The organism is Pseudomonas sp. FG-3G, assembly GCF_901007645.1.
Taxonomy (GTDB): domain Bacteria; phylum Pseudomonadota; class Gammaproteobacteria; order Pseudomonadales; family Pseudomonadaceae; genus Aquipseudomonas; species Aquipseudomonas rhizophila.
In genome coordinates, this window is the sequence record NZ_CAAKGZ010000036.1 from 39,206 (window position 1) to 64,044 (window position 24,839).

Consider the following 24,839-nt stretch of genomic DNA (forward strand, 5'->3'; position numbering starts at 1 on the left):
GATGAAACGTCTGTACGGGCTTAGCCTGATCTTGCTGCTCGCCAGCGGCCAGACGTCGGCAGCCGATACATTGCGCTGTGGCAGCCAGTTGATCAGCGTCGGTGACCGCTCCAGCGAAGTCCTGCAAAAATGCGGGCAACCCGCGGCGCGGGATGACCTGGGCTACAAACGCAGCGTCAATCGCCGGGAAGAATACCCGGTGGAAGAATGGACCTACGGCCCCAACAGTGGCATGTACCAGTACCTGCGTTTCGAGGGGAATCGGTTGGTGCAGATCACCAGCAAGCGGGGGCGCTGAGCGGTTCTGTCATTCAGTTGAGATGGCGTGGGATGTGCCGCCGCCAATCGCGAGCAAGCTCCCTCCCACATTCGAACGCATCTTGCCGAAGAAGCTTGTCCACTGTGGGAGCGAGCCTGCTCGCGAAATCGGCCAGTCGATTTCCCAGATGGGTCCCTGAATACTTTTCCATTGCGCAATAGAACAGGCCCCCGGCACGAATGCTGGGGGCCTGTAATGGCCACTTCCGTGTGGCCTTCGCATGAACTCCAAAGCAACGGCAAACGTATGTCTCAGCCCGCTTGCCGTGCCTTCTCCCGGTCCAGGCGAGAAGCCTTGAGTCTTACTCGGATTTCAGGCCGTCAGCCGAAACGTCTCGGACGCCTTTGATTTTCTTGGTAATCGCCACGGCGGTGTCTTTTTGCGCGTCGGTCAGGACAGTAGTCGACGACAGCGACACTACGCCTTTATTGGTTTCTACCTTGATATCGGAACCTGGGATGCCTTTTTCAGTGACCAGATCGGCTTTGACCTTGGTGGTGATCCAGGTATCAGAAACGTCTTCTTTGGCTTCTGTCACTTCACCAGCAGCCAGCATCATCGGAGCCTGAGTTGCTTGAGTGGTCTCGGCGAAAGCGCTAGCCATGGTCAGAGTCAGGGCGGTGGCAGCTGCGGCAGTGATAGCGAACTTCTTCATACGAGTAACTCCTGTTTTTCTCAAAAACTGCCGGAGGTGTTTCCCGGCAGGGTTATCAGGAGTAGTGCGAAGGCTGTGCCAGTTTTCACGAATTAATTAATTCTTTTAAAATCAACTAGTTAAGCGAAACGGAAATTTTCACAATCATGCAAAATGCATGGCCTGCTGATTTGGGACATGCAAGTTGCGGCTTTTTCGGCGCTCCCTAAGTTTATGAATTGTTGAGGTTTTCCTGGGCAAGGGGAAAAGCCCCTCGCCACCGGCTCAACCAGACCCAAAATCAGGGTGCAGCGGCCCCCGTGCAACCGGCGGGCAAGAATTCCTGGACGGCCGTCGAAGCGCAGGTCCAGACACCGGCTGCTGAACGGGAAAGGGTGATTGCCTTGCCGAGAACGGGAGCTGGCGCATTCAGCAGGGTGCATGCAATGGTTCCGGTTCCGTCCGCTGCAGTACCTGAAGCGGTCAGGGTGCAATTGCTGGTGGGCGATGTTCCGCCGATGTTGGCTAACGTCGGGTTGGTTCCCTGGTTCATGACGTCCTCGAACGGCACCTTCAACGCGGAGACTTCCGCCAGCCCCGCCGTAGCTTTCGCCCGCGCTTGATACTTGGAATACTGCGGCAACGCAAACGTCGCCAGGATGCCGATGATCGCTACAACGATCAGCAACTCGATCAAGGTAAAACCGTTTTGCTTATTCATAGATAATCTCCAAAGCATGAGGTGGAGTCTCATGACCTGAGGAGGCCATTGCATGGCATGTGCCAACCCTGTCGCGCCCGCTGACAAGGGACTTCGACCCGCCGCGTCCCTATGTCCTACCCCAACAAGCGCACTATCTGACGTTTTTTGTCACTGCGCCCCGCTGGTTTGGTCTGGATGCTTGACTAGGCTATAAGTCATGAACTGTCCGCGTCGGAATCCCCATGAATGACATCGCCTTAAGCGGTCTGGCCAAGCAATTGGTACTGGCCGAACTGATCACCGAGCAAAGTGCGCAGCAGGCGTACCAACAAGCCCAAAGCAGTCGCATGCCCCTGGTCAGTTACCTGGTGCAGAACAAACTGGTCCAGAGTCGCCAGGTGGCGGAAATTGCCTCGGAGCATTTCGGCGTGGCCCTGCTGGACCTCAACAGCCTGGACAAGGAAACCCAACCCACCGGCCTTGTCAGCGAAAAACTGGTGCGCCAGCATCACGCCCTGCCGCTGTGGCGGCGTGGCAACAAGCTGTTCGTGGGCATCTCCGACCCCACCAACCACCAGGCCATCAATGACATTCAGTTCAGCACCGGCCTGACCACCGAAGCCATCCTGGTGGAGGACGACAAGCTCAGCGACGCCATCGAAAAGTTTTTCGAATCCACCAGCACCGGCCTGGAAGGCATGGGCGATGTCGACCTCGACGGCCTGGACATCGAGTCGATCGATGATCACAAGCAAGACTCCATCGCCGGCCAGGACACCGACGATGCGCCGGTGGTGCGGTTCGTCAACAAGATGCTGCTGGACGCGATCAAGGGCGGCTCCTCCGACCTGCACTTTGAACCCTATGAAAAAATCTACCGGGTGCGGGTGCGTACCGACGGCATGCTGCGAGAGGTGGCCCGCCCGCCGATCCAGTTGGCCACCCGCATCGCCGCGCGCCTGAAGGTCATGGCCAGCCTTGATATTTCCGAGCGGCGCAAACCCCAGGACGGGCGCCTGAAAATGCGCCTGTCGAAAAACAAGTCCATCGACTTCCGGGTCAACACCCTGCCGACGCTCTGGGGTGAAAAAGTGGTGATCCGGATCCTCGACCCCTCCAGCGCGCAGATGGGTATCGATGCCCTGGGCTACGAGCCGGACCAGAAAGAGCTGTACATGGCGGCGCTCAAACAACCACAAGGGTTGATCCTGGTGACCGGGCCCACCGGCTCTGGCAAAACCGTGTCGCTCTATACCGGGCTGAATATCCTCAACACTGTGGACATCAATATTTCCACCGCTGAGGATCCGGTGGAAATCAACATGGAAGGCATCAACCAGGTCAACGTGAATCCGCGCCAGGGTCTGGATTTCGCCCAGGCCCTGCGCTCGTTCCTGCGCCAGGACCCGGACGTGATCATGGTGGGCGAGATCCGCGACCTGGAAACCGCCGAAATCGCCATCAAGGCCGCCCAGACCGGACACATGGTGCTCTCCACCCTGCACACCAACAGCGCCGCCGAAACCCTGATCCGCCTGCACAACATGGGCATTCCCGGCTTCAACATCGCCACGGCGGTCCACCTGATCATCGCCCAGCGACTGGCGCGCAAGCTGTGCCCGCATTGCAAAAGGGCCATCGAGATTCCCGAGGAAACCCTGCTCAAGGAAGGCTTCCCCCGGGAACGCATCGGCTCGTTCACGATCTATGAGCCGGTCGGTTGCGAACAGTGCAACAACGGCTACAAGGGGCGCGTGGGGGTTTACGAAGTGGTCAGGAATACGCCCGAACTGCAACGGCTGATCATGGCCGAGGGCAACTCGTTGGAAATCGACCTGCAAATGCGCAAGGACGGTTTTAATGACCTGCGCGCCTCGGGACTGCTCAAAGTGATGCAAGGCATCACCAGCCTCGAAGAAATCAACCGGGTCACCAAGGATTGAACATGGCGGTCAAGGCAATAAAAACCGACGTTTACACGTGGGAAGGCAAAGACCGCAAAGGCACGAAAATGACCGGCGAACTGACTGGGCAGAGCCCGGCCCTGGTCAAGGCCCAGTTGCGCAAACAAGGCATCAACCCAGGCAAGGTTCGCAAGAAGTCCACCTCGATATTCAGCAAGGGCAAGCGTATCAAGCCATTGGATATCGCCCTGTTCACTCGGCAGATGGCGACCATGCTCAAGGCCGGCGTGCCCTTGTTGCAGGCGTTCGACATCATTGGCGAAGGCTTCGACAACGCCAACATGCGCAAGCTGGTGGACGAGGTGAAACAGGAAGTCGCCGCCGGCAACAGCTTCGCCGCGTCGTTGCGCAAGAGTCCGCAATACTTCGACGAACTGTACTGCAACCTGGTGGACGCCGGTGAACAGGCCGGCGCCCTGGATACGCTGCTGGAGCGCGTCGCGACCTACAAGGAAAAAAGCGAAGCCCTCAAGGCCAAGATCAAGAAGGCCATGACCTACCCGGCCGCTGTGGTGCTCGTCGCCGCCGTGGTCACGGGTATTCTGCTGGTCAAGGTGGTGCCGCAGTTCGAATCGGTATTCTCCGGGTTCGGCGCCCAACTGCCGGCCTTCACGGTGATGGTCATCGGCCTGTCGGAGTTCATGCAGCAGTGGTGGTGGATGCTGCTGGGCGGCGCGGTGGCGGCGTTCTTCGGTGTCAAACATGCACTCAAGCGCTCCCAGGGCTTGCGTGACTGGCGCGATAAATGGCTGCTCAAACTGCCGCTGATCGGCACCCTGATGTACAAATCCGCCGTGGCCCGCTACGCCCGGACCCTGTCCACGACATTCGCGGCCGGCGTGCCGCTGGTGGAAGCCCTGGACTCGGTATCAGGCGCCACCGGTAACGTGGTGTTCAAACGCGCGGTACAACGCATCCGGCAGGATGTCTCGACCGGCATGCAATTGAATTTTTCCATGCGTGCTTCAGGCATATTCCCGAACATGGCGATCCAGATGACCGCCATCGGCGAGGAGTCCGGCGCGCTGGACGACATGCTCGACAAAGTGGCGAGCTTTTATGAAGCCGAGGTGGACAATCTGGTGGACAATCTCACCAGCCTGATGGAACCGTTCATCATGGTGGTCCTGGGGGTGGTCGTCGGCGGCCTGGTGGTTGCCATGTACCTGCCCATCTTTCAACTCGGCTCTGCGATCTGACATGCCCCTGACTGAGTTTTTCGCGCTGTATCCCCTGGCCTTTGTGCTCGCCGCGTTGTTGCTCGGACTGATCATCGGCAGTTTCCTCAACGTCCTGGTGTGGCGCCTGCCCAAGATGCTCTCGCGCGAATGGCGGCTGCAAGCCCATGACTTGCTGGGCCTGCCCGCCGAAGCCCCTGGCCCGGTCTACAACCTGATGCTGCCGCATTCCCAGTGCCCGCACTGCGGCCACCGCATCGGGGCCTGGGAAAACATTCCGCTATTGAGTTACCTGGCATTGCGCGGTCGTTGCTCCAGTTGTGCCGCGCCCATCGGCCGGCGCTATCCCCTGACCGAACTGGCCTGCGGCATCCTGTCGGCGTTCGTCGCCTGGTATTTCGGCTTTGGCTGGCAGGCCGCAATGGTGATGGTGCTGACCTGGGGCCTACTGGGCATGAGCCTGATCGATGCCGAGCACCAATTGTTGCCCGACACCCTGGTGCTGCCGTTGTTGTGGCTGGGCTTGATCGTCAACAGCTTCGGCTTGTTCGTCCCCTTGAATCAGGCGATGTGGGGCGCCGTGGCCGGCTATCTGGCGCTGTGGTCGGTGTTCTGGGTGTTCAAATTGATCACTGGCAAGGAAGGCATGGGCTACGGGGATTTCAAGCTGCTGGCGATGCTGGGCGCCTGGGGTGGCTGGCAGATCCTGCCGCTGACGTTGCTGTTGTCATCGCTGGTGGGCGCCGTTATCGGGGTCATTGTGCTGCGCCTGCGTGATGCTCCGACATCGACGCAAATCCCCTTTGGGCCCTATCTGGCCATTGCCGGCTGGATTGCCTTGCTCTGGGGTGGTCAAATAACCGACTTCTATTGGCAGTCTGTCGGTTCCTAATGTCGATTTCAATGAATAGCCCCGCAGAAAAACCCTGGATTCTCGGCCTGACTGGCGGTATCGGCAGCGGCAAAAGCGCGGCGGCCCAGCACTTTATCGACCTGGGCGTGCACGTCGTCGACGCCGATCACGCGGCGCGCTGGGTGGTCGAACCCGGACGCCCGGCGCTGGCCAAGATCGCCGAACATTTTGGCCCCGGCGTATTGCAGGCCGACGGCACACTGGACCGAGCGGCCCTGCGCCAACTGATTTTCGAAAATGCCGAGCAACGCCGCTGGCTCGAGGCGCTGCTGCATCCGTTGATCGCCGAGGAAATCGCTCATCATCTGGCCCAGGCACAATCACCCTATGCGATTCTGGTGTCGCCGCTGTTGATCGAGTCCGGCCAGTACGCCATGACCCAGCGGATCCTGGTGATCGATGTACCGGAACAACTACAGATCGAACGCACCTTGCAGCGCGACAAGACCAGCGAGCAACAGGTCCAGGCGATCCTCAAGGCCCAGTCCAGCCGTCAGGATCGCTTGAGCCATGCCGACGACGTGGTGGTCAATGACCGCGACCTCGCCTGGCTGCACAGCGAGGTCGAGCGCCTGCATCACTTTTACCTTACTTTGCGTGGAGGCCAGTCATGAGCCAAACCCCAACCGTTGATTGCCCAACCTGTGGCGCCCCTGTGGAATGGAGCCCGGAAAACACCTTCCGGCCCTTCTGCTCCGACCGCTGCAAACTGATCGACCTGGGCGCCTGGGCGTCGGAAGAACACAAGATCCCGGTCAGCCCCGATGCCGAGGACGACCTGTTCAGCGAAGAGTTCGAGCCTCGCCACTAGGGAGCCATGAGTTTCCCCACCGCGTTGTCGCTTTAAGGCCGCATGAAACCGTAGTCCTGTTCATCGTCGAGATTCTCCGCCAGGAAACTCAGTTCATCGGCCAGGTCTTCAGCACTGCGCACCGCCTTGCTCTGCTGCACGATCGCACTGAGCAAGGCCCGCAGGCTAAGGCCCGGGTCGAAGCCGATTTCCACTGCCGCGTCCTGGCTGCGCCTGATCTCTTGTCTCGCCCACTCATAAACACTCATGGTTGTGCTCCTGGAATTTTTCCAGAGCATGAAGCGCACCCGGCTGCTCAGCCTTGATGTGAATCAAGGCTTGTCGTCATCCTTCCAGGGGGCCGACAGATAGCGCGTACGGTTAAAAGTCTCCAGCCATTCGGGGCTGAACACCACCAACGCACTGACCACCATGCCGTTGATAAACGCCTCGGGAAAGATGATCAGCCAGAGGTAGCCGATGAAATCTTCCAGCCAGTAAGGCATGGCGAACACCCCGTCGTACCACAGCAGGCCAAGCCCCACCAGCAGGCACAACAACGCCGAAAGCGCGGCGGCGAGAAATCCCGAACAGAAGATGTACACGAACAGATTGCGCGGTTGGGCGCGTTCCACCAGGATCGCGCAGCACTCGGTCACCAGCACCGGCAGCAAAATCAGCAACGCACCGTTGATACCCACCGCCGCCATGTCCTGGCGTCCCAGCAGCACCAGGGCAAGCTGGGCGCAAAGGCCGCCGAGAATCGCCAGCGGCCAGTCCAGCAGCAGTGTCACGGCGGTCATGCCGATGAAGTGATACGAGACGCCGGTATCGAAATCCCGTCGCACCAGCCACAACATGAACACGGCCAGGACCGTGCCGAACAGCAAGTGCTGGCGACGGCTGTCGGTGAACAGCTCCACCCATGGCGCCCGTGCTACGGCCCAGGCCAGCACCGGCACATAAATCAGCCAGCCGACCGTCAACGTCTGCGCAGACAGCAGTTCGGCACCGATCATGGCGCTACTCCTCTGGCTTGTCCTTGCATCAAAGACTCCATGATCACCTCAGGATTCAAGCCAGCAGTCTACACCCCACCCTTAACCGGCCATAAATCAATGCAACGCTTCCAGCTTGTCGCAATTGAACGCTAAGCTTGGGCTCATGGATGATTCCGATTATTTACGCCTGCTGACCATCGCGGCCGAGCAAGCCAACGCTTTTCTGTCCAATGCCCGCAAATGGGAGCGTGAGCGTTGGGTCTGCCAGCGTCTGCTGCAAGGGCTGAACGTGCCCTATCGCGCTGATGAGTTCGCCCCTGCGGGAGAGCCGCCGGACGTATTGTTTCGCGATGCCAACTTCGAGGTGTTTTTTGTCCTCGACGAAGGCCGTCGCCTCAATGACGAATGGCGCGACGAGCTGCAGCGCCGCCGTAGCGCTTTCTCCCTGAGCCAACTGGTGCGCCGCGAAGCCAAGCCCCGACGCATCCCGGCCAATGAATTCCTGCTGCGCCTGGCCCCGACCCTGCGCAAGAAAGCCCACAACTACACCGAACGCGGCATGGATCTGGGGGAGCTGGACATCATCGCCTTCGCCAGCCTCAAGCGTGAAGTGCTGGACCTCAACAGCCATTTCCCGCCGCCGACCGAATACCTGCGCCAGGGTTGGCGCTCGCTGTCGCTGGTGGGGCCGACGTTTGCCCGGGTGCTGTTCGCCCATCCCGATGCGCCGGATTTCCTGCGCAGCAATCTGGGGCGCAGCATCGTGTTCGATGTCGGGATCAGCCTGTGAGCCCACTGCAGGAACTGATTGCCGCCGTGCCCCAGCAAGGCCGCGTACGCTGGATAGGCGTGCGCCCCCAGGGCCATGCACCCATGATTGAACTCGACGCCGTGGAGGCACGCCTGGAGGCCGGCCTGACGGGCGACCATGCCCGTCCCGGCGTGCGCAATGCACGGCAAGTCACCTTGATTCAGTGGGAACACCTGGCCGTGATCGGTTCACTGATGGGCCGCCCGGTGGATCAGCCGGTGTTGCCGCAAGAGCTGCGACGCAACCTGGTGGTCAGCGGTATCAATCTGTTCAGCCTCAAGGGCCGGCGCTTTCGCATCGGCCAGGCCATCTTCGAAACCACCGGCTGGTGCCAGCCGTGCGCGCGACTGGAGCGTAACCTCGGCGAAGGGACGTTCCAGGCCGTGCGCGGCCATGGCGGAATCACCGCACGGGTGTTAAAAAGTGGAATCATTCGCCTGGACGACAGCTTGAGTGTCGAACCTGTTCCGGCGAGCGGCTACGCTGCTTTCAATGCCGGATAGCCAGACGCTGTAGCGTCTATACCTTTCGCAACGTCTACCTGCCGAGGCCTTTATGACCAGCCGCCTGAACCCGGAAGACCAGAAGCATGTCGAAGAGTACCTGCAACTGTCCCAGCACCGAGTCGAACGCCGGCCTTTCCGGCCGTGGATGCTTCTGGTGGTGGTACTGGCCATCACCATCGGCCTGGGCCTGTTGAGCCGACTGATCAGTTACCTGACGCTATGAGCCGCTTGATGCTCGCGCGGGTAACGGCACCGATTTCCTTTAGCCTTGCGAGATATCCCCATGACTCATCGTATTGTCATCGTTGGCGGCGGCGCCGGCGGTCTGGAGTTGGCTACCCGTCTGGGTAAGACTCTGGGCAAGCGCGGCACGGCCAGTGTGATGCTGGTCGACGCGAACCTGACCCATATCTGGAAACCGCTGTTGCACGAAGTGGCTGCCGGTTCCCTGAACTCCTCCGAAGACGAACTCAACTACGTCGTCCAGGCAAAATGGAACCATTTCGGGTTCCAACTGGGGCGCATGAGCGGTCTGGATCGCGAGCGCAAGAGCATCCAGCTGGCCGCCACCTATGACGAGGCGGGCCTGGAACTATTGCCCGCCCGGGAGCTGGGTTACGACACTCTGGTGATCGCCGTCGGCAGCACCACCAATGACTTCGGCACCGAAGGCGCGGCGCAGCATTGCCTGTTCCTCGACACGCGCAAACAGGCCGAGCGTTTCCATCAGCAACTGCTCAACCATTATCTGCGCGCCCATGCCGGGCAAACCGACGTGGTCGAACGCATCAGCGTTGCCATCGTCGGCGCCGGGGCGACGGGGGTTGAACTGGCGGCCGAGCTGCACAACGCCGCCCATGAGCTGGCAGCCTATGGCTTGGACCGGATCAAACCGGAGAACATGCACATCACCCTGATCGAAGCCGGACCGCGGGTCCTGCCGGCCTTGCCGGAGCGCATCGGCGGCCCTGTGCACAAGACCCTGGAGAAACTTGGGGTCAATGTCATGACCAACGCCGCTGTTGGCCAGGTGACAGCCGACAGCCTGATCACCGTCGATGGCAAGGTCATCGACGCGAGCCTGAAAGTCTGGGCCGCCGGGATTCGCGCCCCGGACTTCCTCAAGGAAATCGACGGTCTGGAGACCAATCGCATCAACCAGTTGCAAGTGCTGCCGACCCTGCAAACCACCCGTGACGAGAACATCTTCGCCTTCGGCGACTGCGCCGCCTGCCCGCAACCTGGCACCGACCGCAACGTCCCACCCCGCGCCCAGGCCGCCCACCAGCAGGCCTCGCTGCTGGCCAAGTCCTTGAAGTTGCGGATCGAAGGCAAGGCACTGCCGGAATACAAATACACCGACTACGGCTCGCTCATCTCGCTGTCGCGTTTCTCGGCGGTGGGTAACCTGATGGGCAACCTCACCGGCAGCGTGATGCTCGAAGGCTGGCTGGCGCGGATGTTCTATGTATCGCTGTACCGCATGCACCAGATGGCGCTGTACGGCATGTTCCGCACGGCCATGCTGATGCTGGGCAGCAAGATCGGGCGTGGGACCGAGCCTCGGCTGAAGCTGCATTGAGTCAGCAGTACTGACATCGAATGATCCACCGTCATCGCGAGCAAGCTCGCTCCCACAGTTGATCGCGGTCATCCTGTGGGAGCGAGCTTGCTCGCGATGGGGGCGGTACAGTCAATACTTGAGCTCGGGCAGGATCACTGTCCGAGCCATCCATCGATCAAACCTGAAACCGCTGCACCATGGTGCGCAATGAATTCGCCAGTTGCGATAACTCATGGCTGGACGCGCTGGTCTGGTCCGCACCGGTGGCCGAGCGCACCGACAGATCCCGAATGTTCACCAGGTTGCGATCCACCTCCCGAGCCACTTGCGCCTGTTCTTCAGCGGCGCTAGCGATCACCAGATTGCGTTCGTGGATCTCGTTGACCGACGCCGTGATGGTCTGTAGCGCCTCCCCTGCCCGCTCCGCCATTGCCAGAGTGCTGGCGGCGCGACTGGAGCTGGCCTGCATCGAATCCAGCGCCTGGGTGGCGCCGCTGCGCATGCCCTGGACCATCTGCTCGATTTCCTGGGTCGATTGCTGCGTGCGATAAGCCAGCGCCCGCACCTCATCGGCCACCACCGCAAACCCACGACCGCTTTCGCCAGCCCGGGCCGCCTCGATGGCCGCGTTGAGGGCCAGCAGGTTGGTCTGCTCGGCGATGGCCCGGATCACGTCCAGCACCTTGCCGATATCCTGCGATTGGTTGGCCAGGGACTGCACCAGGCCGCCAGTCACCTGCACATCACTGGCCAGGGCGCCGATGGCGTCGACCGTGTCGCTGACCCGCTGCTGCCCAAGGGACGCCGACTCACTGGACTGACGCGTGGCATCGGAGGTGGAAACCGCATTGCGCGCGACTTCCTCCACGGCGGTGGTCATCTCGGTGACGGCGGTGGCGGCCTGTTCAATTTCGTTATTCTGCTGTTGCAGGCTGTGGGTGCTATCGACCGTGACCGCGTTCAGCTCATCGGCGGCGGTCGCCAGTTGGGTAGCTGAGCCGCTGATGCCCTGCAAGGTTTCACGCAGGTTCTGCTGCATGGTCGCCAGTGCCTTGAGTAAGCGGCTGACTTCGTCGCTGCCGTGGGTCTTGATCGGTCGGGTCAGGTCACCTCGGGCGACGTTTTCGGCGGCATTCAACGCCTCGCCCAAAGGCTTGACGATACTGCGAGTAAGCAGCATGGCCAGGGCCACCGTCGCCAAGGCGGCGAGCACAATGAACAGGCTGACGATCATCCGGGAATTGACGTAGTGTTCCTGGGATTTCTGGCTCTCGATGGAGACTTGTCTGGAGAACAGTTCCGCCAGATCGTTGAGCTGTTTGCCGGAACCGTCCACCACGGTCTTCATGTCCACCAGCAGCAGCTTGATCAACTCGTCCCGACGCCCCTGCTCTGCCAGGGCGAAGGATTGGGCGATGCCCGTGCGGTAAGCGGCAAAGGTTTGCTTGAACTGGTCATAAAGCGCCTTGCCTTCAGGCGTGATGACGAGCTTTTCGTAACTGACGATTTTTTCGCTCAGTTCTTTGTCGCGGGTGTCCATTTGCCCACGGTACACCGGGATGTTCTTCGGGTCCTGGTCCAGGGCCATGCGCAGGGAAATGGTGCGGATGCGCAACATCAATTCACGGATCTCGTCACCGCCGCGAATACTGGGCAACCACTGGGTTTCTACCGCGACTTCACTGTCACGGATACTCGACATCTGTCCTAGCGCAAACACCCCGAGCAACGCCACCAACACGGCGATCAAAGCGAAACCCAACGCGGCACGGGGGGCGATATTCAGTTGACGAAGAACCATGGGGAGCGCCTTTTTTATTTTGGCCTGAAGTGGAGCCATGCCCCTGTCGGTGGGTTATCGGCAGGTTGTACGATGACTTAAGGCAATCTGCTTTATCGCAGGCAAAAAAAATCCCCGTATCTTTCGATACGAGGATTTTTAATATGGTCGGGGTAAGGGGATTCGAACTCCTGACATCCTGCTCCCAAAGCAGGCGCGCTACCGGACTGCGCTATACCCCGGTAAAAAAAAGGCGACCTTCGCAAGTCGCCTTCCTCGATCAGCGCTTTTGGCCTCTGATCTTAAGATTCGATTCCAGCGAACTGGTTTCAAAAATGGTGGGTCGTGTGGGATTCGAACCTACGACCAATTGGTTAAAAGCCAACTGCTCTACCAACTGAGCTAACGACCCAAAAATGGTCGGGGTAAGGGGATTCGAACTCCTGACATCCTGCTCCCAAAGCAGGCGCGCTACCGGACTGCGCTATACCCCGATTGAAATGGCTCCGTGACCAGGACTCGAACCTGGGACCCAATGATTAACAGTCATTTGCTCTACCGACTGAGCTATCACGGAACTGATATTTCAAGTTACTGCTATTTGAAGCTACAACATTGAAGCCAGCTTCAACCTCTTCTACCCGTTCGCATCGCTGCGTTCGTGTGTCTGAGGCGCGCTATTCTACAATCTTAAAAACCTCTGTCAACCCCTTAAATTGCTTTCAAGACAATGATTTGCAACTTATTTCGGGTTGCTTCTCACAGAGAAGTGGCCCTTGGGGGTGACGTACTGCGGGGCGCACTTTACAAGCCTTTTCCTTTGAGTTCAACGGCCTGATGAAAAAAATGGCCTCGCAGTGCGAGGCCATTCCAATCACCCGATCCGCAGGCTTTCAGTTGAAGACGATTTCGTCGTTCTCCACCGTGCCGGTCACGGTTTCGCCCGGCATGAAGCGCCCGGACAGAATCAACTGTGCCAGCGGGTTTTCGATCCAGCGCTGGATGGCACGTTTGAGTGGCCGCGCGCCATAGACCGGGTCGTAACCCACCGCGATCAGCTTATCCAGCGCCTCGTCACTCAATTGCAGCTTCAGCTCGCGCTCGGTCAGGCGGCTGCGTAGACGTCCCAGCTGGATCTCGGTGATGCCAGCGATCTGATCACGAGCCAGCGGCTCGAAGATCACCACTTCGTCCACCCGGTTGATGAACTCCGGCCGGAAATGAGTGGAGATTGCATCCATCACCGCCGCGCGTTGCGCCTCACGATCACCGACCAGTTCCTGGATCTGCGCCGAGCCCAGGTTGGAGGTCATCACGATCACGGTATTGCGGAAGTCCACCGTGCGTCCGTGGCTGTCGGTCAAACGACCATCCTCCAGCACTTGCAGCAGGATGTTGAACACATCCGGGTGGGCCTTCTCGACTTCATCGAGCAGGATCACCGAGTACGGCTTGCGTCGCACAGCCTCGGTCAGGTAACCGCCCTCTTCGTAGCCGACATAGCCCGGTGGTGCGCCGATCAGCCGCGCCACGGAATGTTTCTCCATGAACTCGGACATGTCGATGCGCACCATGGCCTCTTCGGTGTCGAAGAGAAACTCGGCCAGCGCCTTGCACAGCTCGGTTTTACCGACACCGGTCGGGCCGAGGAACATGAACGAGCCACTCGGCCGGTTAGGGTCCGACAGCCCGGCTCGAGACCGGCGCACGGCGTTGGAAACCGCCACTACCGCTTCTTCCTGACCGATCACGCGCTGGTGCAGCAGGCTTTCCATCTTCAGCAGTTTGTCGCGCTCGCCTTCGAGCATTTTCGACACCGGAATGCCGGTCCACTTGGAAACCACTTCGGCAATTTCTTCTTCGGTGACCTTGCTGCGCAGCAACTGGTTTTCGCTCTTGCCGTGCTGGTCGACCATTTGCAGGCTGCGCTCCAGATCCGGGATCACCCCATATTGCAGCTCGGCCATGCGGTTGAGGTCGCCTTTACGACGGGCCGCTTCCAGTTCCTGGCGGGACTGTTCGATCTTTTGCTGGATCTGCGCCGAGCCCTGGACTTCAGCTTTCTCCGAATTCCAGATTTCCTCGAGATCGGAATACTCGCGCTCGTGGCGAACAATCTCTTCCTGCAACCTTTCCAGGCGCTTCTTCGCCGCTTCGTCGCTTTCTTTCTTCAAGGCCTGGGATTCGACCTTGAGTTGAATCAGGCGCCGCTCCAGACGATCCAGCACTTCCGGTTTGGAATCGATTTCCATGCGGATGCGGCTGGCGGCTTCGTCGATCAGGTCAATGGCCTTGTCCGGCAACTGACGGTCGGTGATGTAGCGATGGCTGAGCTTGGCCGCCGCAATGATCGCGCCATCGGTAATCGCCACCTTGTGGTGAACCTCATAGCGTTCTTTAAGGCCACGCAGGATGGCAATGGTGTCTTCTTCGCTGGGCTCTTCCACCAGCACTTTCTGGAAACGCCGCTCCAGCGCCGCGTCCTTCTCTATGTATTGGCGGTACTCGTTGAGCGTTGTCGCACCGACGCAATGCAGCTCGCCACGGGCCAGCGCAGGCTTGAGCATGTTGCCGGCGTCCATCGAGCCTTCGCCCTTGCCCGCACCGACCATGGTGTGCAACTCGTCGATGAACAGAATGATCTGCCCTTCCTGCTTGGACAATTCATTAAGCAAGGCTTTGAGCCGCTCTTCGAACTCGCCGCGGTACTTGGCACCGGCAATCAACGAACCCATGTCCAGGGACAACAGTCGCTTGCCCTTGAGGCCATCCGGCACTTCGCCATTGATGATGCGCTGGGCCAGGCCTTCGGCGATGGCGGTTTTACCCACGCCAGGCTCACCGATCAGCACCGGGTTATTCTTGGTGCGACGCTGCAGCACCTGAATTGTGCGGCGGATTTCGTCGTCACGGCCGATCACCGGGTCAAGCTTGCCTTCCTCGGCACGCTTGGTCAGGTCGACGGTGTATTTGTCCAGCGCCTGGCGGGACTCCTCGTGGTTGGCGTCGTTTACCGCTTCGCCGCCACGCAGGTTGTTGATGGCATTTTCCAGGGCCTTCTTGCTCACGCCCTGGCCGAGCAACAGCTTGCCCAGCTTGCTGTTCTCGTCCATGGCGGCAAGCAGCACCAGCTCACTGGAGATGAACTGATCGCCCTTCTGCTGGGCCAGGCGGTCGGCCTGGTTGAGCAGGCGCGCCAGATCCTGGGACATGTTCACGTCCCCTGTCGGATTCTGGATCTTGGGTAGCTGGTCGAGCTCTTTGGCCAGCTCTTTACGCAGGCTGCTCACGTCAAAGCCCACCTGCATCAGCAGTGGCTTGATGGAGCCGCCCTGCTGCTCGAGCATGGCTTGCATCAGATGCGCCGGCTCAATGCCGGGATGGTCCAGGCCGACAGCCAATGACTGGGCATCGGACAGGGCCAATTGCAACTTACTGGTTAAACGGTCAATACGCATGGGTCACCTTCCTTTTGAGCAGGCCGGACCTTAAAAACATCCTGAATGAAGAAACCTGCCAGATACCGCTATAGATGTGGACGATTCTGGAAGATTCAAGCAGTGCGCTATTGATACAGATCAGAGAAGTCTAGCGGTCGAGCCAGATCAGGGAGGCGAAGCGACCGGTACGCGAGTTGCGCCGATAGGAAAAGAAGCGTGGGTCGGTCACCGTGCACTGGCCGCCACCATAGACCGCCGTGACACCGCGCACCGCCAGCCGTTGGCGGGCCAGTGCATAAATATCGGCCAGGAACTTGCCGGCAGTGTCGCCAGGCACGAAGGCGTCTGCCGCCCTAGGCAGTTGCGCCATGAACGCTTCACGCACCTCTGGCCCCACTTCAAAGGCTTGCGGACCGATGGCCGGGCCGAGCCAGGCAAGGATTTCGTCGGCCGGGACCTGGAGACTGTCGAGAGTCGCTTCCAGTACGCCGTTGGCCAGCCCGCGCCAACCGGCATGGGCTGCCGCGACGCGGGTGCCGGCACGGTTGCAGAACAGCACCGGCAGGCAGTCCGCCGTCATCGCCGTGCAGGCGATACCCGGTGTGGCGGTCCAGCTGGCATCGGCGATGGCCACCTGAGCCGGATCAGCCTCGACCACGGTAATACCGTGGACCTGCTGCAACCAGGCCGGACGGATGGCAAATCGATCGGTGAGGCGGCGACGGTTCTCAGCGACGGCCGTGGGCTCATCGCCCACATGGTCGCCCAGGTTGAGGCTGTCGAACGGCGCCAGGCTGACGCCGCCGGTCCGGGTAGTGACGCAGGCCTTTACCCAGGCCGGCGCGGGCCAGTCGGGTATCAGCCAGTCATTCATCCGATGAACGCCTCGCGGTCCTGCTTGAGCAACGTCAGCAGCCAGACGAAGTCATCCGGCAGCGGCGATTCCCAGCTCATGCGCTTGCCGGTGGTCGGATGATCCAGCTCCAGGAAACGTGCATGCAGCGCCTGGCGCGGGAAGTTTTTCAACGACTCGACCATGGTGATGCTCGCGGCCGGCGGAATGCGGAAACGTCCGCCATAGGCCGGATCGCCCACCAACGGGAAGTTGATGTGGGCCATGTGCACGCGGATCTGGTGGGTACGACCGGTTTCCAGCTTGACTCGCACATGCGTATGGGAACGAAAACGCTCCAGCACGCGATAGTGGCTGACCGCCTGCTTGCCGCCTTCCATCACCGCCATGCGCTGGCGCTGCTGGCCGTGACGGCCGATGGGGGCGTTGATCTTGCCACCGGCGGTGACCACGCCGATCACGATGCATTCATAAATGCGGCTGACGCTGCGACTTTGCAGCTGTGTGACCAGTTGTGTCTGCGCCTGAATGGTCTTGGCCACCACCATCAGACCGGTGGTGTCCTTGTCCAGGCGGTGCACGATGCCAGCGCGGGGCACGTTGACGATGTCCGGCACGTGGTGCAACAAGGCGTTGAGCAGGGTGCCATCGGCATGACCGGCGGCCGGATGCACCACCAGGCCCGCAGGCTTGTTGATCACCAGGATGTCGTCGTCTTCATAGACGATGTCCAGGGCAATGTCCTGGGCGACCCATTCTCCCTGGGCCTCCTGCTCGGCAGTCAGTTCGAGGATGGCGCCGCCATGGACGATGTCGCGCGGGCGGATCACCGCCCCATCCACAGTCAGGCGGCCGTCCTTGATCCAGGCGGAAAGGCGCGAGCGCGAGTGCTCGGCGAAGAGTTGTGCGGCGACTTGATCGAGGCGTTGGCCGCCCAATTCGGACGGCACCTCTGCGCGAAGTTCTATTTTATCGGACATGCTCGGACTAGGCGTCGGCACAGCCTTTGGTTTCGGCTGCGCGCTTGTGGTTAAATACGGCGTCTTTTGCCCCGAGGCTTCTCAACGGGGCGCTCATCATAACAGGACGGCCCCGCCCAAGACAGCGGCCGTCATAGGGACGCAAGCCGCCATGCAAGTGAAACACCTGCTGCTGATCGCCATCCTCGCATTGACTGCTGCTTGCTCGTCGAAGGAAGTCGTAGACGAAAACCTGAGCGAAGTCGAACTGTACCAACAGGCGCAGACCGACCTGGACAACAACAGCTATACCAGCGCCACGGCCAAGCTCAAGGCGCTGGAGTCGCGGTATCCGTTTGGTCGCTATGCCGATCAGGCCCAGCTGGAGCTGATCTACGCCAACTACAAGAACGCCGAGCCGGAAGCTGCGAAATCCGCCGCCGAGCGCTTCATTCGTCTGCATCCGCAGCACCCGAACGTCGATTACGCTTACTACCTCAAGGGCCTGACCTCCTTCGACCAGGACGTCGGCCTGCTGGCGCGCTTCCTGCCGCTGGACATGACCAAGCGGGACCCGGGCGCCGCGCGCGACTCCTACAACGAGTTCGCCCAGCTGACCAGCCGTTTCCCCAACAGCCGTTATTCGCCGGATGCCAAGCAGCGCATGATCTACCTGCGCAACCTGCTGGCCGCCTACGAAATCCACGTGGCTGACTACTACCTGACCCGTCAGGCCTACGTCGCTGCCGCCAACCGTGGCCGCTACGTGGTGGAAAACTTCCAGGAAACCCCCTCGGTGGGCGACGGCCTGGCAGTGATGACCGAAGCCTACCAGCGCCTGCACCTGGACGACCTGGCCGCCACCAGCCTGGAAACCCTCAAGCTCAACTACCCGGATCACCCGTCCCTGGAGGATGGTCAGTTCACTCCACGGGTTGACGAGGCCGACAACCGTTCGTGGCTGAGCAAGGCGACCCTGGGCCTGATCGAATCCCGTCCACCTCTGCCGCCGGGCGAAACCCGCGCCAACCAGGACGTTCAGCGCCAGTTCCAGGATGCCAAGGAAGCCATTCCAAACGAGCTCAAGCCCAAGGACGAAAATGGCGACGTGCTCGAAGAAGAAGAGCCTGAGAGCGAATCCAGCGATCGCTCCTGGTTCAGCTACATGACCTTCGGCCTGTTCGACTGAGGCCAGGTGTCAGCAAAAGGGAGGCCCGCGGGTCTCCCTTTTTTGTGCCTGGATTTTATAGCGCTGTGCGCCGTTCCTGTCCTTGGCTAAACTGCCTGATCATTAGCCAAAAAGCCGCCCATCATGCTTCGTTTACTGTTCTGGATCGCCCTGATTGCCGCCGCGATATGGTTGTGGCGCAAGTTCAAGGGGACCTCTGCCGCGCCGAACTCCCCTCGGGAACAGGACGCACCGCCCATGGTCCGTTGCGCCCATTGCGGCGTGCACCTGCCGCGAGATCGGGCACTGGCCCTCGAACAACAGTGGTATTGCAGCCAGGCTCACCTCGAGCAAGGCCCGGGCACTCGTGACCGCTGAGCAAGCCTCAAGCCCTCGCGTCAAACAGGCGCAGCGCCTGCTGCGTCTCTATCACCTGTACCGTCTAAGCATCGGCATCACCCTGGTGTTGCTGATCTCCAGCAACATGGACAACCGCTTGCTGGAGTTCGCCAACGACGATTTGCTGCGCAGCGGCAGCTGGTTGTACCTGGTGCTGAATATCCTGCTGGTGGTGTTTCTTGAAAATACCCGCCGCCCAGCCCGGCTGTTCGGCCTGGCTCTGACCGACGTGCTGTTGTTGTCGTGGCTGTTCTACGCTGCCGGCGGCGCCCCCAGCGCCATCGGCAACCTGCTCATCGTCTCGGTGGCCATCGGCAATACGTTGTTGCGAGGCCGAATCGGCCTGTTGATTGCCGCTGTCGCCACGCTGGGCATCGTCGGATCGAGCTTCTTCCTTGACCTCAGCGATTCGAGCCGTCCCAGCAGTTATCTGCAGGCCGGTACCCTGGGGGCCTTGTGTTTTGCCGCCGCGCTGCTGGTGCAAGGCCTGACCCGACGCCTGGAAGCCAGTGAAATCCTCGCCGAACAACGGGCCAGCGAAGTAGTCGGTCTGGAAGCGCTCAACGCACTGATCCTGCAACGCATGCGCACCGGCATCCTGGTGCTCGATCGCCAGCGCCGGGTGCAATTGGCTAACGAAAGCGCATTGAACCTGTTGGGCATGCACGACCTGGTCGGCCAGCGGCTCGACGACTGCTCCGGCGCCCTGGTGGAGCGGCTACAGCTGTGGTTGAACAACCCCAGCCTGCGTCCGCAAAGCCTGACCATTAACGGCACCGGCCTGACCTTGCAACCGAGTTTCATTGCCCTGGGGCATCACGATCAGCATCAGATCCTGGTCTTCCTCGAAGACCTGGCCCAAGTGGCCCAACACGCCCAGCAGTTGAAACTCGCCTCCCTGGGGCGCCTCACCGCCGGTATCGCCCATGAAATCCGCAACCCGCTGGGAGCGATCAGCCATGCGGCGCAATTGCTGCGCGAGTCCGAGGAACTGAACAGCGCGGATCGGCGTCTGACGCAGATCATCCAGGATCACTCCCAACGAATGAACCGCGTCATTGAAAACGTCCTGCAACTGTCCCGCCGCCAGCAGACCACGCCGCAGCGCCTGGATCTGCGGATCTGGCTCGACCAGTTCGTCCGACAAGCCCGGGAAAACGCGGCTGGGCATCAGCACTTGCACCTGAGCATCGACCCGGGTGACTACCTCACGCTGATGGACCCCGATCAGTTGACCCAGGTGCTCGACAACCTGCTGCGCAACGCCTGGCGTCACAGCGCGATGGCCCATGAAGAGGCCGAGGTCTGGCTGAAGCTGTTCATCGACCCCCACAGCCAGCTGTCCACGCTGGACATTATCGACAACGGCCCCGGCGTGACACCGGACCAGCAAGCGCATTTGTTCGAACCTTTCTTCACCACCAGCAGCCAGGGCACCGGCCTTGGGCTCTATCTGTCCCGTGAGCTGTGCGAAAGCAACCAGGCCCGCCTAGACTTCAAACCACGCCAAGGCGGCGGCTGCTTTCGCATCACTTTTGCTCACGGACGGAAACAGATTTGACTACGCGCTCACGGCAACGAATCCTGATCGTCGATGACGAACCGGACATCCGCGAACTCCTGGACATTACCCTGGGCCGGATGAAACTCGACACCCGCAGCGCCGAGAACCTTGCCCAGGCCCGGGCCCTGCTGGCTGAAGACACCTTTGACCTGTGCCTGACCGACATGCGCCTGCCCGACGGCACTGGCCTGGAGCTGGTGCAACATATCCAGCAACGCTACCCGCAATTGCCCGTGGCAATGATCACCGCCTACGGGAGCCTGGAAACCGCCATCGACGCCCTCAAGGCCGGCGCCTTCGACTTCCTGACCAAACCGGTCGACCTGGGTCGGCTGCGTGAGCTGGTCACCAGCGCATTACGCCTGCCGTCGGTCGCCATCCCGGCGGCGTCCATCGAGCGCTGTCTGCTGGGCGATTCCCCGCCGATGCACAACGTCCGCAAACAGATCGAAAAACTCGCTCGCAGTCAGGCGCCGGTCTACATCAGCGGGGAATCGGGTTGCGGCAAGGAACTGGTCGCCCGGTTGATCCATGAGCAAGGCCCGCGTTCCGCCCAGCGTTTTGTGCCGGTCAACTGTGGGGCGATTCCCACTGAGCTGATGGAAAGCGAGTTTTTCGGCCATCGAAAAGGCAGCTTCAGCGGCGCCATCGAAGACAAACCCGGACTGTTCCAGGCCGCCCACGGCGGGACCTTGTTCCTTGACGAAGTGGCCGACCTGCCCCTGGCGATGCAAGTCAAATTGCTGCGCGCCATCCAGGAAAAAGCCGTGCGGGCCGTTGGCGGCCAGCAGGAAGAAGTGGTGGATGTACGAATTCTTTGCGCCACCCACAAGGACCTGGACGCCGAAGTCATCGCCGGGCGCTTTCGCCAGGACCTGTACTATCGACTCAACGTCATCGAACTGCGCGTCCCGCCGCTGCGCGAACGCCGCGAAGACATCGAATCGCTCGCCAATCACACCCTCCAGCGCCTGGCCGCCAACACCGGCAGCCCCGTGGTCAAGCTCCATCCCCAAGCCCTGGACGCCCTTCGAAACTACCGCTTTCCGGGCAATGTTCGGGAACTGGAAAACATGCTCGAACGCGCCTACACCCTTTGCGAGCACCAGTTGATCGAAGCCCACGACCTGCGCCTGGCCGAGGGCATCAGCACCACCGACGCAGGCAGCCCCGACCTGATGCGGGTCGATAACCTGGAAGACTATCTGGAGGACGTCGAACGCAAACTCATCCTCCAGGCTTTGGAGGAAACCCGCTGGAACCGCACCGCGGCGGCCCAGCGGTTGAAGTTGTCGTTTCGGTCGATGCGGTATCGGTTGAAGAAGTTGGGGTTGGATTGAGGCGCGGTCCTGAAGCCCCCTACTTAACCTGTGGCGAGGGAGCTTGCTCCCTCGCCACAGGTTCGGCGTTCGCCTTGGCTGATTTGCACCCCTTCTCTAGCCCTCCGGCACTGGTACCCGTTCGTCCAGAACACGATTGGCCAGTAATTCACTCAACTCAATCAACTGCTGTACCCCCAAGGCGATATGCCGTCGCGAGCCTTCAAGCTCGAAGGCCAGGTCGCTGACGGTTGCGTTGGCTGAGGCCAGGGTTTCGCTGAGGTTGGCGAGCAGGCATTCGGTGTCGATGCCGTCCACGACGGTGAATAGCTGGTTTGAGGCGGGTTTCTTTTTGGCTTCGGGCTTTGGGCCGAGGTAATAGTCGAGGGCGCGCTTGGCGGCTTCATCAAGCTGTTTTGGGTTAAGGCTGGAGTATGGGGACTCGTTATTGGTTTCTGAAGCGGATGGAGATTTGTCACACATTGCGGTACTCCAAAGGAAGGAATGGATTACCAAGTTTGCGGGCCGCGACGCCCGGTCGCTGAATTGGCAGCGACGGGAAAAGGTTAACGAGAGACCTTCCCACCCGGCAACCGCCAGAACTCGTCGGAAAATTCGGCTCGAATTAGGGGCCTTGTCCGACCATTCCCACAAATTCTGGTTGGCTGTGAAGGCGCTATTGTGAGTGTGTATATCCATTTCTGCGGTAACGGCTACTTAGGGTTCCGCCCTTACGGCGGGTCACTTTCGAAAAGCGCGAAAGTAACCAAAGCGCTCATGCCCCACCACTCGGCACCTCGCTTAGGCTCGGTGTGCCCTCACTCCGGCATTGCTCCGTGGGCCCGCCGCGAAGGGCCATCCATGGCCCAGCGCGGCTATCCCGGCATCCATGCCGGGATGCCCACTGCGCAACGCCTGCGTTCGGCCAGCGTGGTTAACGGGGCGCCGAGATCAACGTCCTCCGCGAGGCGGCCTGACAGCCGGCCTGGTTTTGGACGAACGCGTTTCTCCTGTGGGAGCGAGCCTGCTCGCGATAGCGGTGGCTCTGTTTGCATCAATACTGAATGTGCCGCCTTCGCGGGCAAGCTTTGCTCCCACAGGTTCGCTCACAGGTCCGATTGGTGTACATCCGCAAGAAACAGGCCGGCTATCAGGCCGCCTCGCGAGCAAGCTTTGCTCCCACAGATCCGCTCACAGGTCCGATGGGTGTACACCCGCAAGAAACAGGCTGGCTATCAGGCCGCCTCGAGAGCAAGCTTTGCTCCCACAGATCCGGCTCAACAGGTCTGATTGGCGTACACCCGCAAGAAACAGGCCGACTATCAGGCCGCCTCGAGAGCAAGCTGTGCTCCCACAGGTCCGGCTCACAGGTCTGATGGGTGTACACCCGCAAGAACAGGCCGGCTGTCAGGCCGCCTCGCTTTTGATTTTGATCTGGGGCGCCCCGTTGACCACGCTGGCCGAACGCAGGTATTGCGCAGTGGGCACCTCGGCATGGATGCCGAGGTAGCCGCGCTGGGCCATGGATGGCCCTTCGCGGCGGGCCCACGGAGCAATGCCGGAGTGAGGGCACACCGAGCCTAAGCGAGGTGCCGAGTGGTGGGGCATGTACGGGACAACCACATGGGTTACAAAAAAGTGCATTCACATAGGTGACACTTTGATTGAAACATAGCCATTCTTTGCGTCCCTAGCGTTGACATGACCTAGGATCACCGGACCGAAGATCACATTCCATACCCCATCTTTGATCATCTCCATTCCAATGTTTTGATGCCTGAGCAGATTCCCCACGTATATCCGCAGACCCGCTCGATTAATGATTCCGCAACTATCAGCCAGGTAACACTCAACGTGGCTCGCATAGCCCATTTCCGGTAGTTTTTCCGGGTAAGCTCGGGTTGAGGGTGTATAGCAGGAGGCCGGGGTTTTCTGGCCGAGCGCCTCGTGTCCCCGCTCGTGATTGTAGTGCTGCATAAATCGATCAAAGTGTTTTTGCTGAGCCTCCCAGGCAATGGCTGGCGGTTTGGGAAAAGTACTTTTCAATGTTCGGTGCATGCGCTCATGACGCCCATTTTGATCTGGCCGACCGGGCTCAATTCGCTCAGGAATAATCCCAAGGCGCAACCACCAGATCGACAACTGCGATAACCCTGCACGACCCGTACTGGCAAACGGCACGCCGTTATCGGTGCGGATACGTTCAGGCATCCCGTATTCACGAAAAACGCGCTCGAAGGTTTGCTGGGTCTCCTTGAGATTGGTATTGGCCATGCTCTCGCAGGCAAGCAAGAAGCGACTGGCATGATCCATGATCGTCAGTGGATAGCACCAAACGCCCGCCCCGGTGAGAAATTGGCCTTTGTAATCTGCGCTGAAGAGCTGATTAGGCGTTTCTGCCTTACGCAAAGGCTTGGGGTAGACAGCAACACGCTGGCGTAACGGTCGAGACAGAATCAAGTCCGCTGCCTTAAGGATGTTGTAGATGGTCGTTTTCGACGGCGGATCCTGCCCCGGAAAGCGTTTCATCAGGTCGTTCTGGATCTTTTTAGGACCCGGAACCGTTTCGCCAGTAGAGCGAAACTCAATGATTGCCTGCCTCACAACCAATGGCACCACATAGGTTTGGTTGTGCCGTCGGCGGCTACGTTCGTCGAGCCCACTGGGACCCTCCAGTTCATAGCGCTCGACCCATTTGTAGCCAGTCTTTCGGCTGATCTGATAGTCCTGGCACAGCTGGCTAAAGCTGTGCTTTTCAGACAGATACTCAGCGATGAACATCACTTTGAGGTCCATAGGTTTCAGCTCTCTCCAGGGCATGGTCAGATCCTCGCGAAATCGACCCTGCCAGTTAAAAACTGTTACCTATGTGCGTGAACTGATTTGTAACCCATGTGGGTGAGTCATACCGGCATGAGCGTTTTGGTTACTTTTGCGCTCTTCAAAAGTGACCCGCCGTAAGGGCGGAACCATA

The 24,839-nt window shown here is 60.1% G+C and carries 25 protein-coding genes, 4 tRNA genes and 1 pseudogene; 14 read left to right on the forward strand and 16 right to left on the reverse strand.

The window, feature by feature from the left end; all coding sequences use genetic code 11:
- Position 1 precedes the first annotated feature (1 nt).
- Complete coding sequence (locus PSEUDOMOFG3G_RS23325; RefSeq protein WP_047229856.1) at positions 2 to 298, forward strand: DUF2845 domain-containing protein; 297 nt, start codon at positions 2 to 4, stop codon at positions 296 to 298.
- A gap of 322 nt (positions 299 to 620) precedes the next feature.
- Here PSEUDOMOFG3G_RS23325 and PSEUDOMOFG3G_RS23330 read toward each other — a convergent pair whose 3' ends face one another.
- Both PSEUDOMOFG3G_RS23330 and PSEUDOMOFG3G_RS23335 read right to left on the reverse strand, forming a co-directional pair.
- The gene (locus tag PSEUDOMOFG3G_RS23330) at positions 621 to 974 is read right to left on the reverse strand and encodes a BON domain-containing protein (RefSeq protein WP_047229857.1); all 354 of its coding nucleotides are present in this window, start codon (positions 972 to 974) and stop codon (positions 621 to 623) included.
- Positions 975 to 1,254: 280 nt separating this feature from the next.
- A complete protein-coding gene (locus PSEUDOMOFG3G_RS23335) occupies positions 1,255 to 1,674 on the reverse strand; it encodes a pilin (protein WP_047229858.1) in 420 nt (139 codons plus the stop codon).
- 224 nt (positions 1,675 to 1,898) lie between these two features.
- On the opposite strand from PSEUDOMOFG3G_RS23335, the gene pilB reads away from it, so the two are divergent.
- The 5 genes from pilB to yacG are packed head-to-tail and all read left to right on the forward strand — an operon-like array spanning position 1,899 to position 6,522.
- A complete protein-coding gene (pilB, locus tag PSEUDOMOFG3G_RS23340) occupies positions 1,899 to 3,599 on the forward strand; it encodes a type IV-A pilus assembly ATPase PilB (RefSeq protein ID WP_047229859.1) in 1,701 nt (566 codons plus the stop codon).
- A 2-nt stretch (positions 3,600 to 3,601) separates the two neighbouring features.
- Positions 3,602 to 4,819: a type II secretion system F family protein gene (locus PSEUDOMOFG3G_RS23345; RefSeq protein ID WP_076386354.1), complete on the forward strand. Its 1,218-nt coding sequence runs from the start codon at positions 3,602 to 3,604 to the stop codon at positions 4,817 to 4,819.
- A gap of 1 nt (position 4,820) precedes the next feature.
- Positions 4,821 to 5,690, forward strand: coding sequence for an A24 family peptidase (locus tag PSEUDOMOFG3G_RS23350; protein ID WP_139051185.1), 870 nt, complete (start codon positions 4,821 to 4,823; stop codon positions 5,688 to 5,690).
- An 11-nt stretch (positions 5,691 to 5,701) separates the two neighbouring features.
- Entirely contained in the window at positions 5,702 to 6,325 is a 624-nt protein-coding gene (coaE, locus tag PSEUDOMOFG3G_RS23355; RefSeq protein ID WP_139051186.1) for a dephospho-CoA kinase, read from the forward strand.
- A complete protein-coding gene (gene yacG, locus PSEUDOMOFG3G_RS23360) occupies positions 6,322 to 6,522 on the forward strand; it encodes a DNA gyrase inhibitor YacG (protein WP_047229863.1) in 201 nt (66 codons plus the stop codon). Before coaE ends, yacG begins: the two co-directional genes overlap by 4 nt.
- 32 nt (positions 6,523 to 6,554) lie before the next feature.
- On the opposite strand, the gene PSEUDOMOFG3G_RS23365 is transcribed toward yacG, so the two are convergent.
- Positions 6,555 to 6,770, reverse strand: coding sequence for a hypothetical protein (locus PSEUDOMOFG3G_RS23365; protein ID WP_076386357.1), 216 nt, complete (start codon positions 6,768 to 6,770; stop codon positions 6,555 to 6,557).
- A 63-nt stretch (positions 6,771 to 6,833) separates the two neighbouring features.
- Positions 6,834 to 7,520, reverse strand: coding sequence for an energy-coupling factor ABC transporter permease (locus tag PSEUDOMOFG3G_RS23370; RefSeq protein WP_047229865.1), 687 nt, complete (start codon positions 7,518 to 7,520; stop codon positions 6,834 to 6,836).
- 145 nt (positions 7,521 to 7,665) lie between these two features.
- Between PSEUDOMOFG3G_RS23370 and PSEUDOMOFG3G_RS23375 the strand changes: the two genes are divergently transcribed.
- Genes PSEUDOMOFG3G_RS23375 through PSEUDOMOFG3G_RS23390 form a run of 4 tightly spaced genes read left to right on the forward strand, consistent with a single transcriptional unit; the run spans position 7,666 to position 10,401 of the window.
- Positions 7,666 to 8,292 (forward strand): DUF1780 domain-containing protein, encoded by a 627-nt coding sequence (locus PSEUDOMOFG3G_RS23375; RefSeq protein ID WP_047229866.1) that lies wholly within the window; start codon positions 7,666 to 7,668, stop codon positions 8,290 to 8,292.
- A complete protein-coding gene (locus PSEUDOMOFG3G_RS23380) occupies positions 8,289 to 8,816 on the forward strand; it encodes an MOSC domain-containing protein (RefSeq protein ID WP_107322954.1) in 528 nt (175 codons plus the stop codon). The genes PSEUDOMOFG3G_RS23375 and PSEUDOMOFG3G_RS23380 overlap by 4 nt, the downstream gene beginning before the upstream one ends.
- Before the next feature lie 52 nt (positions 8,817 to 8,868).
- Entirely contained in the window at positions 8,869 to 9,042 is a 174-nt protein-coding gene (locus tag PSEUDOMOFG3G_RS23385) for a DUF3094 family protein (RefSeq protein WP_076386361.1), read from the forward strand.
- 60 nt (positions 9,043 to 9,102) lie between these two features.
- Positions 9,103 to 10,401, forward strand: a complete 1,299-nt coding sequence (locus tag PSEUDOMOFG3G_RS23390) for an NAD(P)/FAD-dependent oxidoreductase (protein WP_139051187.1) — start codon at positions 9,103 to 9,105, stop codon at positions 10,399 to 10,401.
- A gap of 157 nt (positions 10,402 to 10,558) precedes the next feature.
- On the opposite strand, the gene PSEUDOMOFG3G_RS28485 is transcribed toward PSEUDOMOFG3G_RS23390, so the two are convergent.
- The 9 genes and pseudogenes from PSEUDOMOFG3G_RS28485 to rluD all read right to left on the reverse strand — a co-directional run bounded on the left by PSEUDOMOFG3G_RS28485 (position 10,559) and on the right by rluD (position 17,436).
- Complete coding sequence (locus tag PSEUDOMOFG3G_RS28485) at positions 10,559 to 11,422, reverse strand: methyl-accepting chemotaxis protein (protein WP_371517269.1); 864 nt, start codon at positions 11,420 to 11,422, stop codon at positions 10,559 to 10,561.
- A pseudogene (locus PSEUDOMOFG3G_RS28490) lies at positions 11,414 to 12,223 on the reverse strand (MCP four helix bundle domain-containing protein); the annotation flags it as partial. The pseudogene PSEUDOMOFG3G_RS28490 and the gene PSEUDOMOFG3G_RS28485, both read right to left, overlap by 9 nt.
- A 105-nt stretch (positions 12,224 to 12,328) precedes the next feature.
- Positions 12,329 to 12,405, reverse strand: a tRNA-Pro gene (locus PSEUDOMOFG3G_RS23400).
- A gap of 94 nt (positions 12,406 to 12,499) precedes the next feature.
- Positions 12,500 to 12,575, reverse strand: a tRNA-Lys gene (locus tag PSEUDOMOFG3G_RS23405).
- 5 nt (positions 12,576 to 12,580) lie between these two features.
- A tRNA-Pro gene (locus PSEUDOMOFG3G_RS23410) sits at positions 12,581 to 12,657 on the reverse strand.
- Between the two features lie 7 nt (positions 12,658 to 12,664).
- Positions 12,665 to 12,740, reverse strand: a tRNA-Asn gene (locus PSEUDOMOFG3G_RS23415).
- 316 nt (positions 12,741 to 13,056) lie between these two features.
- Positions 13,057 to 15,621 (reverse strand): ATP-dependent chaperone ClpB, encoded by a 2,565-nt coding sequence (gene clpB / locus PSEUDOMOFG3G_RS23420; RefSeq protein WP_047229871.1) that lies wholly within the window; start codon positions 15,619 to 15,621, stop codon positions 13,057 to 13,059.
- A 130-nt stretch (positions 15,622 to 15,751) separates the two neighbouring features.
- Positions 15,752 to 16,477: a peptidoglycan editing factor PgeF gene (gene pgeF, locus PSEUDOMOFG3G_RS23425; RefSeq protein ID WP_076386367.1), complete on the reverse strand. Its 726-nt coding sequence runs from the start codon at positions 16,475 to 16,477 to the stop codon at positions 15,752 to 15,754.
- Complete coding sequence (rluD, locus tag PSEUDOMOFG3G_RS23430) at positions 16,474 to 17,436, reverse strand: 23S rRNA pseudouridine(1911/1915/1917) synthase RluD (RefSeq protein WP_047229873.1); 963 nt, start codon at positions 17,434 to 17,436, stop codon at positions 16,474 to 16,476. Before rluD ends, pgeF begins: the two co-directional genes overlap by 4 nt.
- Positions 17,437 to 17,587: 151 nt before the next feature.
- Here rluD and PSEUDOMOFG3G_RS23435 point away from each other — a divergent pair, with 151 nt between their 5' ends.
- The 4 genes from PSEUDOMOFG3G_RS23435 (at position 17,588) to PSEUDOMOFG3G_RS23450 (ending at position 21,886) form a co-directional block, all read left to right on the forward strand.
- Complete coding sequence (locus tag PSEUDOMOFG3G_RS23435; protein ID WP_047229874.1) at positions 17,588 to 18,604, forward strand: outer membrane protein assembly factor BamD; 1,017 nt, start codon at positions 17,588 to 17,590, stop codon at positions 18,602 to 18,604.
- Positions 18,605 to 18,727: 123 nt separating this feature from the next.
- Positions 18,728 to 18,961, forward strand: coding sequence for a PP0621 family protein (locus PSEUDOMOFG3G_RS23440; RefSeq protein WP_047229875.1), 234 nt, complete (start codon positions 18,728 to 18,730; stop codon positions 18,959 to 18,961).
- Entirely contained in the window at positions 18,951 to 20,543 is a 1,593-nt protein-coding gene (locus PSEUDOMOFG3G_RS23445; RefSeq protein ID WP_139051188.1) for a nitrogen regulation protein NR(II), read from the forward strand. The genes PSEUDOMOFG3G_RS23440 and PSEUDOMOFG3G_RS23445 overlap by 11 nt, the downstream gene beginning before the upstream one ends.
- Entirely contained in the window at positions 20,540 to 21,886 is a 1,347-nt protein-coding gene (locus PSEUDOMOFG3G_RS23450) for a sigma-54 dependent transcriptional regulator (RefSeq protein ID WP_139051189.1), read from the forward strand. Before PSEUDOMOFG3G_RS23445 ends, PSEUDOMOFG3G_RS23450 begins: the two co-directional genes overlap by 4 nt.
- A 96-nt stretch (positions 21,887 to 21,982) precedes the next feature.
- Here the strand turns inward: PSEUDOMOFG3G_RS23450 and PSEUDOMOFG3G_RS23455 are convergent, their stop codons facing one another.
- The 3 genes from PSEUDOMOFG3G_RS23455 to PSEUDOMOFG3G_RS23465 all read right to left on the reverse strand — a co-directional run bounded on the left by PSEUDOMOFG3G_RS23455 (position 21,983) and on the right by PSEUDOMOFG3G_RS23465 (position 24,685).
- Entirely contained in the window at positions 21,983 to 22,348 is a 366-nt protein-coding gene (locus PSEUDOMOFG3G_RS23455) for a DUF6124 family protein (RefSeq protein WP_139051190.1), read from the reverse strand.
- A gap of 924 nt (positions 22,349 to 23,272) precedes the next feature.
- Positions 23,273 to 23,509, reverse strand: a complete 237-nt coding sequence (locus tag PSEUDOMOFG3G_RS23460; RefSeq protein ID WP_171061424.1) for a nucleoid-structuring protein H-NS — start codon at positions 23,507 to 23,509, stop codon at positions 23,273 to 23,275.
- Entirely contained in the window at positions 23,510 to 24,685 is a 1,176-nt protein-coding gene (locus PSEUDOMOFG3G_RS23465) for an integrase core domain-containing protein (protein WP_139051192.1), read from the reverse strand.
- Between the last annotated feature and the right edge of the window lie 154 nt (positions 24,686 to 24,839).

Coding starts and splice junctions, on each gene's coding strand:
- PSEUDOMOFG3G_RS28485 (WP_371517269.1), bottom strand. CDS start 11,422: ATGCAGCAGAACCTGCGTGAAACCTTGCAGGGCATCAGCGGCTCAGCT.
- PSEUDOMOFG3G_RS23350 (WP_139051185.1), top strand. CDS start 4,821: ATGCCCCTGACTGAGTTTTTCGCGCTGTATCCCCTGGCCTTTGTGCTC.
- PSEUDOMOFG3G_RS23345 (WP_076386354.1), top strand. CDS start 3,602: ATGGCGGTCAAGGCAATAAAAACCGACGTTTACACGTGGGAAGGCAAA.
- PSEUDOMOFG3G_RS23465 (WP_139051192.1), bottom strand. CDS start 24,685: ATGCCCTGGAGAGAGCTGAAACCTATGGACCTCAAAGTGATGTTCATC.
- rluD (WP_047229873.1), bottom strand. CDS start 17,436: ATGTCCGATAAAATAGAACTTCGCGCAGAGGTGCCGTCCGAATTGGGC.
- PSEUDOMOFG3G_RS23460 (WP_171061424.1), bottom strand. CDS start 23,509: ATGCACTTTTTTGTAACCCATGTGGTTGTCCCGTACATGCCCCACCAC.
- PSEUDOMOFG3G_RS23455 (WP_139051190.1), bottom strand. CDS start 22,348: ATGTGTGACAAATCTCCATCCGCTTCAGAAACCAATAACGAGTCCCCA.
- yacG (WP_047229863.1), top strand. CDS start 6,322: ATGAGCCAAACCCCAACCGTTGATTGCCCAACCTGTGGCGCCCCTGTG.
- PSEUDOMOFG3G_RS23365 (WP_076386357.1), bottom strand. CDS start 6,770: ATGAGTGTTTATGAGTGGGCGAGACAAGAGATCAGGCGCAGCCAGGAC.
- PSEUDOMOFG3G_RS23440 (WP_047229875.1), top strand. CDS start 18,728: ATGCTTCGTTTACTGTTCTGGATCGCCCTGATTGCCGCCGCGATATGG.
- PSEUDOMOFG3G_RS23435 (WP_047229874.1), top strand. CDS start 17,588: ATGCAAGTGAAACACCTGCTGCTGATCGCCATCCTCGCATTGACTGCT.
- coaE (WP_139051186.1), top strand. CDS start 5,702: ATGAATAGCCCCGCAGAAAAACCCTGGATTCTCGGCCTGACTGGCGGT.
- PSEUDOMOFG3G_RS23330 (WP_047229857.1), bottom strand. CDS start 974: ATGAAGAAGTTCGCTATCACTGCCGCAGCTGCCACCGCCCTGACTCTG.
- PSEUDOMOFG3G_RS23390 (WP_139051187.1), top strand. CDS start 9,103: ATGACTCATCGTATTGTCATCGTTGGCGGCGGCGCCGGCGGTCTGGAG.
- pilB (WP_047229859.1), top strand. CDS start 1,899: ATGAATGACATCGCCTTAAGCGGTCTGGCCAAGCAATTGGTACTGGCC.
- pgeF (WP_076386367.1), bottom strand. CDS start 16,477: ATGAATGACTGGCTGATACCCGACTGGCCCGCGCCGGCCTGGGTAAAG.
- PSEUDOMOFG3G_RS23335 (WP_047229858.1), bottom strand. CDS start 1,674: ATGAATAAGCAAAACGGTTTTACCTTGATCGAGTTGCTGATCGTTGTA.
- PSEUDOMOFG3G_RS23370 (WP_047229865.1), bottom strand. CDS start 7,520: ATGATCGGTGCCGAACTGCTGTCTGCGCAGACGTTGACGGTCGGCTGG.
- PSEUDOMOFG3G_RS23375 (WP_047229866.1), top strand. CDS start 7,666: ATGGATGATTCCGATTATTTACGCCTGCTGACCATCGCGGCCGAGCAA.
- PSEUDOMOFG3G_RS23325 (WP_047229856.1), top strand. CDS start 2: ATGAAACGTCTGTACGGGCTTAGCCTGATCTTGCTGCTCGCCAGCGGC.
- PSEUDOMOFG3G_RS23385 (WP_076386361.1), top strand. CDS start 8,869: ATGACCAGCCGCCTGAACCCGGAAGACCAGAAGCATGTCGAAGAGTAC.
- clpB (WP_047229871.1), bottom strand. CDS start 15,621: ATGCGTATTGACCGTTTAACCAGTAAGTTGCAATTGGCCCTGTCCGAT.